Here is a 5,367-nt window from a genome sequence, read left to right on the forward strand (position 1 = left end):
GTCCCAGCCCGACACCGGGTCCCAGCCCGACACCGGGTCCCAGCCCGACACCGGGTCCCAGCCCGACACCGGGTCCCAGCCCGACACCGGGTCCCAGCCCGACACCGGGTCCCAGCCCGACACCGGGCCCGAAGCCGGCGGCAGGCCCGAATCCGACGTCGAGGGCGGGCGCCCGGGTGAGACCCAGCCCGGCGCCGAATCCGGGCTGGCGGCCGGGTCCGGCACCGACCCGGCGCCGGCGCCTGCGGCTGAATCCGGCCCCGAGCCCCGACCCGAGTTCGAGCCCGCAGCGAGCAGCGCGGCCGAATCCGCCGGGCCCGACGGCACCGCAGGCGAAGTCCCCGAGGATCAGGGCACCGCGGCCGAGACCGCCGGACGCGACGGCACCGCAGGCGAAGTCCTTGAGGACCAGGGCACGGCAGCCGAACCGGCCGCAGGCCAGGGCACCGCTGGCGGAACCGCCGCAGGCGAGGACGCCGCAGCCGAAACCATCGGCCCGGGCGCACGCGAGGCCCACGACGACACGGCGAACGACACCGGGGACGCGGTCTCGGCCACCGCCAGCCATACGGACAGGACCGCGGCGGAACCCGCTGGTGGCAACGCCTCCGGCGCCGAACCCGGCAGGCCCGGTGGGGACCGGGCCGAGCACACCGGTACCGACAGCACGCAGATCCTTGACCTGTCCGGCCTTCGCTGGGCGGGACCCAACGAGCCGCCGGCGACCCGGACGCCGCCCGCCACCGGTACCCCGGTCGACCGATCTGCGACGTTGCCGGCGCCGGCGCATCCGACCGCGACGCCCTCGGCCCACCCGACTGCATCGCCGGACTCGGCACAGCCGACCGCACCGCCGGACTCGGCCCACCCGACCGCGGACTCGGCGCAGTCGACCACGGGATCGGCGCGGTCGACCATGCCGGCGGCGGAGTCGGCAGCGACGGTCGAGCCGGCGCGGCCGGACGACTCCCGGCCAGCGCCGGCCTCGCCCACCGCACCACCGGGCGGCAGGTCCGGTACGGCCGAGCCAGCCGACGCGGCGAGCCGGGCCGAGCAGTCCGCGCCGGGCGAACCGGCGCCCCCAGCGGGAGACTCGGCGTCGCCGCCGGAGGGACGGGTCAACTGGCCGAGCTGGCCGATCGAACCGGCACCGACGCTGGGCGCACCGCCGCCGGCCGAACCGATCGAACACGCGCCGGCCCGCCGGCCGGTGCCCGGCGACTCGACGCCGCGCGGCCGGGCCACGGTCCGGCCACCGACGGAGCCGCCGGCCCGGGGTACCGCGGCGGTGACGCCCGCCGAACCGGCGCGTTCGTCCAGCGGGCCGGCCGCGTCGCCTGCCCCGCCACCGCGATCCACCGTCGGCCCCGACGAGGGATCGCCGCAGCGCGCCGAGCCACCGACCCGGGCGTTCCCGGCTCCGGACGCGGCAGACCCACCGACGACGCAGATCCCGGCGTTCACCGAGTCGTCGTCGCCTGACTCGGACACTGCGGCACCGGACGAGGGCGGGCCGGCCACCCGCCGACCGGCCGGCGATCGCGTGACCGGATCCACCGCGGCCACCGGCACCGCCCAGGTGCCCACGGCAGGTACCGAGCGGGCAGCCACCCCGGCGTCCGGAACCGCGCAGGTCCCCACCATCTCCGGGACAGCACAGCCTCCTTCCGCCTCGGGCCCGGCGAGGGGTCCGGCCGCGTCCGGGACGGCGCAGGTCCCCCCGAGTCCCGGGGCAGCGCAGGGGCCTGCCGCGTCCAGGACGGCGCAGGGTGCTGCGGCGGCCGGGGCAGCGCAGGGAGCTGCCTCGTCCGGGACGGCGCAGGTCACCCCGACCTCCGGGGCCGGGCAGACTTCCCCTGCGGCCGGGGCGGCGCAGGTCGCCGGGGGGACGGCGGACACCGAGGCGACGCAGGCACTCGGCGCCGCGGGGGCCGGCACGTCGTCGGTACCGGTGGAGCCGCCGACGTTGCGGCTGCCGGCGCGGCCGCCGACACCGCCACCGCCGGCCGACGTGCCGCCACCGGCGCGGCGGCCGGGTCGGCCGAACCGGATCCTGATCGCCGCGCTCGCCGCGCTGGGCGTGCTGGTACTGATCGCCGGCGGCCTGGTGGTGTTCCGGCCCGGCCCGGTGGAGAAGCTGTTCGCCGGAGCGGCGACGCCGTCCCCGTCGCCGTCGACCGCGGCGCCGAGTCCGGTGCTGTCGCCGGTGTCGGGGGCGGCGGCGCCCACGCCGGCCGGGATCGCCCGGGTCCTCGGCCCGAAGCTCACCGATCCGCGGCTCGGCGCCCGTACCGCCGTGTCGGTCGTCGACGTGGCGACCAACAGCGCCCTGTACGGCAAGACGCCGGACGCGATGGAGGTGCCGGCGTCGGTGACGAAGCTGGTCACCGCGTCGGCCGTGCTGACCGTGCGCGGCCCCACGTACCGGTTGACCACGAGCGCGGTGGCCGGCCCGAAGCCGGGCGAGGTCGTCCTGGTCGGCGGCGGTGACCCGACCCTGGCCACCAACGACCACAGCATCTACCCGGAGGCGGCCCGACTGGACAAGCTCGCCGACCAGGTCAAGAAGGCGCTGCACGGCACCAAACCGACCCGGATACTGGTGGACTCGTCGCTGTTCGGCGGCCCCGGCACCGGCCCCGGCTGGGACGACGACATCGTCTCCGGGGGCGACGCCGCGCCGATCCGGCCGGTGATGCTGAACGCCGGCCGGGTCGACCCGAACGGCGCCACCGCGGTCCGCAGCACCGAACCGGACCTGGACGCGGGCCGCAAGCTGGCCCAGCTGATCGGCGCCCCGACGAACACCGTGACGCACGGCACCGCACCGTCTGGTGCCCGGCGGCTCGGCGCGGTCAAGTCGCCGCCGCTGCTGCACCTGATCGAGATGATGCTGCAGCGCAGCGACAACGTGATCGCCGAGGCGATGGCCCGCCAGGTGGCACTCGCGGAGGACAAGCCGGCCTCGTTCGCCGGTGGTGCGGCGGCCACGACCGAGGTGATCAAGCGGCTCGGCCTGAACACCGCCGGGCTGCAGCTGCACGACGGCAGCGGGCTGTCCCGCAAGGACCGGATCTCACCGTCGTTCCTGACCAGCCTGCTGACCTCGATCACCGACGGCAAGCACCCGAAGCTGTGGCCGGTGTGGACCGGGATGCCGGTCGCCGGTTACAGCGGGACGCTGCTGAACCGGTACACGTCGTCGGCCGGGGACGCCACCGGCGCCGGCATGATCCGCGCGAAGACCGGCAGCCTCAACGGCACCAGCACCCTCGCCGGCCTGGTACTCGACTCGGACGGGCGGCTGCTCGCGTTCGCGATGATGGCCGAGGGTGTCACCGACTGGAGTGGCGCCGAGGCCGCTCTGGACAGGGCCGCGACCACGCTGGTGGGCTGCGGCTGCCGCTGACGGTGACCTGGCGTCTCCTGCTACGGAGCCGCCTGGTCACCGCGCCACCCCCGCGTCCGTCCGCTGCGGGCTGCGGCCACCTCTGCCCGCTGGTGCGCTCGGGCTGGTGGTGTAAAGGCCACCTCTGTTCGCCGCTTGACCCCTTGTGGGGGAATGCGAGGAGAGGGCTTCGCCCCCTCCTCGCGCTCCTTCCCCGCCAAGGGGGCCGCCCCCTTGGCCATCCCCGCCCAGCCTCCGGTGCTGCTGCCCATCGACGCCGAGCAGGCGTCGAAGAAGAACGGGGAAGCGGCTCGGCCTACCCATCACGGCAACGCCCGCTTCGACCCCGTGTCGCGTCGCGGGCGGGGTTGGGTTGGTGTCGTGGCGGGCTCAGCGTCGATGGGCAGGCCGCACCGGGCCCCGTCGTTCCGAAGCGGCCAGGCGGCGTCCTGCCTGAACACCGATTCCCGAGCAGGGGATGTCAAGGGGGCGACTGCCCCCTTGATGGGGAGGGGTGTGGGGAGGGGCGAAGCCCGCTCCCCACGTTCCCCCACAAGGGGCCAAAACAGTAAACAGAGGTGGCTTTTGCCCCGCACACCGAACCGCACAAGCAGGTCGATGCTGGGCGGGTACGCCGGCGGGCACGTACCGTTGGACCATGACGCAGTTTGTGGACTGGGATCTTGCCATCAGCACGGCCGGGACCATCTCGAAAGCGGGTCCACGGGTCAGCTTCGACGAGGCGGCCGAGGTGGTGGGCGACCTGCGTCAACTGACTGACGAGGCGGCCGGCCACGTGATCGCCACGACCGGCCTGAGCGGCACCACGACGGCGCACCCACCGGTGCGGGTGGTGGACCGGGCCGACTGGGCCGCGGCGAACCTGCGCGGCCTGCGCGACGTGATGACCCCGCTGATGGAGCGGGCGCTGGCCGGCAAGGAGCCGGGTGCGTTCACCCAGCAGGTCGGGTCCCGGCTGACCGGCGTGCAGGCGGGGACGGTGCTGGGCTACCTGTCCGGCAAGGTGCTCGGGCAGTACGAGGTGTTCTCCGGCGAGCCGGGCAACCTGCTGCTGGTGGCGCCGAACATCGTGGAGGTGGAGCGCAAGCTCGGCGCCCGGCCGCGTGACTTCCGGCTGTGGGTGTGCCTGCACGAGGTCACGCACCGCACCCAGTTCACGGCGGTGCCGTGGCTCCGGCAGTACTTCCTGGATCAGGTCAGCGAGTTCGTCGACGCGTCGCGGGCGGACACCGAGCAGCTGGCCGACCGGCTGCGGCACGCGATGGAGTCGCTGGCCGACGCGGTGCGGTCGCCGGACAGCCGGTCCAGCGTGCTCGACCTGGTGCAGACCCCGGCGCAGCGCAAGGTGGTCGACCGGCTGACGGCGCTGATGACGCTGCTGGAGGGGCACGCCGACTACATCATGGACGCGGTCGGGCCGCAGGTGGTGCCGTCGGTGGAGGAGATCCGCAGCAAGTTCAACCGGCGCCGGGAGACGACGAACCCGGTGGAGCGGGTGATCCGCAAGCTGCTCGGCATCGACGCGAAGATGCGGCAGTACGCGGAGGGCAACAAGTTCGTGACCGCGCTGGTGGACCGGGTCGGCATGGACGCGTTCAACAAGGTCTGGGAGTCGGCCGAGACGCTGCCGCAGCTGGCCGAGATCACCGACCCGGACGCCTGGCTGCGCCGCGTGCACGGCACCGAGATCTGAGGCCCGCGGGATGAACGTCGCCGGGCCCGGGCAGCGGTCGCGCCCGGACGGTCATGCCGGGCGGCGGCGCCGCCGCGGTCGGTGGTCGCGCCGCGCGCTCGGCCGGAGCTGAGCCGGTGGCACGGTTGCCGGCCGCGGTGGCGGCGGTGCGGGTCGCGGTGCGCCGGTCGCTGGCCGGCCTGCCCGCCGGCGGTACGGTGCTGGTCGCCTGTTCCGGCGGCCCCGACTCGCTGGCGCTGGCGGCGGCGACCGCGTTCGTGGCGCC

Annotated in this window: 2 protein-coding genes; both read left to right on the plus strand. The window is 75.3% G+C overall.

What is annotated here, in order from left to right; all coding sequences use genetic code 11:
• Nucleotides 1-1,951: 1,951 nt before the first annotated feature.
• The gene (dacB, locus tag NUM_RS37355; protein ID WP_225918826.1) at nt 1,952-3,409 is read left to right on the plus strand and encodes a D-alanyl-D-alanine carboxypeptidase/D-alanyl-D-alanine endopeptidase; all 1,458 of its coding nucleotides are present in this window, start codon (nt 1,952-1,954) and stop codon (nt 3,407-3,409) included.
• Between the two features lie 637 nt (nt 3,410-4,046).
• Nucleotides 4,047-5,102, plus strand: coding sequence for a zinc-dependent metalloprotease (locus NUM_RS24490; RefSeq protein WP_207127276.1), 1,056 nt, complete (start codon nt 4,047-4,049; stop codon nt 5,100-5,102).
• Nucleotides 5,103-5,367 lie beyond the last annotated feature (265 nt).

Source organism: Actinocatenispora comari, assembly GCF_017312725.1.
Classification (GTDB): domain Bacteria; phylum Actinomycetota; class Actinomycetes; order Mycobacteriales; family Micromonosporaceae; genus Actinocatenispora; species Actinocatenispora comari.

What these genes read in the sequence shown, in the direction of transcription:
- NUM_RS24490 (WP_207127276.1), top strand. Translation starts at nt 4,047, where the DNA reads ATGACGCAGTTTGTGGACTGGGATCTTGCCATCAGCACGGCCGGGACC.